Below are 1,071 nucleotides of genomic sequence, written 5' to 3' on the forward strand. Positions count from 1 at the left end.
AATTATGGTTTCTTTTTTGGGATCGAAATGAACCAATATTGGTCTACTGGTGATTTTTGTCCTTAGTTCGTCGAATGCCTTTCTGGCTTCAGGTTTTCAATCCCATTTCATATCTTTTTGGTTAAGTTGTATAGGGGTTTCGCTGTCCTGCTAAAGCCTTCATAAACCTTCGATAAAATTGCAGAATCCCATGAAACACTGGATATCTGTTTTGTTCTTTGGGTAATCCCATTCCCATATGGCTTTAGTCTTGACTGGGTCCATCTGTACTCCTTCCTGATTGATGATAAATCCCAGGTATTCTGTTTCTGTTTTGTGGAATTCGCATTTGCTTGGTTTGCACCTCATCCCTGATGCTTTGATGGATTCCATGATTTGAGCTAACGTCCCTTCTGTGTTGTTCCATGTTTTCCGAATAGATGAGTACATCATCCAGATATACTATGCAACAGATATCTAAGTATTTGTTGAGTACTTCGTTGATCCATCTTTGGAATGACGCCGGCGCATTGGTCAGTCCGAACGGCATTACTAGGTATTCGTAGGTTCCATATTTGGACACGAAGGTCGTTTTCCATTCGTCTCCTTCCCATATGCGAACATTATGGTAGGCATCCCTTATGTCCAATTTGGTGAAATATTTGGCTGACGCTAGTCTGTCCAATGCTTCTCCTATTAGAGGTAATGGGTATCTGTCCTTCTTGGTAACCTGGTTAAGGGCTCGGTAGTCGATGCAGAGTCTTAGCTTTCCATCCTTCTTCTTAATGAATAGGATGGGGGACCCTCCGTTGGCTGTACGATGGCCTTATCCATCCTCTTTCCAGGTTCTGTTGGATATACTTCCTTAGCTCCTCAAGTTCTGTTTCCCCCAATGGGTATATCCTTTCGTTGAGGTAGCCTTCCTCCTTCTTCTAGGTCGATTTCAAATCTACCTGAGGCCGGTGAGGTGGCAGGGTCGTAGTTTCTTTTTCCTGGAATAGGTCCAAATGTCGATGGTATTCTTAGGTATGACCTGATCCAATCTTTCATCTTGTACTAGTTTCCTGCTTTTGATAGCTAGTTCTGTGCTGA

General features: G+C 42.8%; 1 protein-coding gene. It reads right to left on the minus strand.

Translation table 11 applies throughout. The features are described 5' to 3' along the window. Window positions 1-244 precede the first annotated feature (244 nt). Window positions 245-775, minus strand: a complete 531-nt coding sequence (locus tag PR809_RS20175) for a reverse transcriptase family protein (RefSeq protein WP_442959989.1) — start codon at window positions 773-775, stop codon at window positions 245-247. Window positions 776-1,071 lie beyond the last annotated feature (296 nt).

The sequence above is a fragment of the Providencia sp. PROV201 genome (genome assembly GCF_028479545.1).
In the GTDB taxonomy this organism is placed as follows: Bacteria; Pseudomonadota; Gammaproteobacteria; order Enterobacterales; family Enterobacteriaceae; genus Providencia; species Providencia huaxiensis.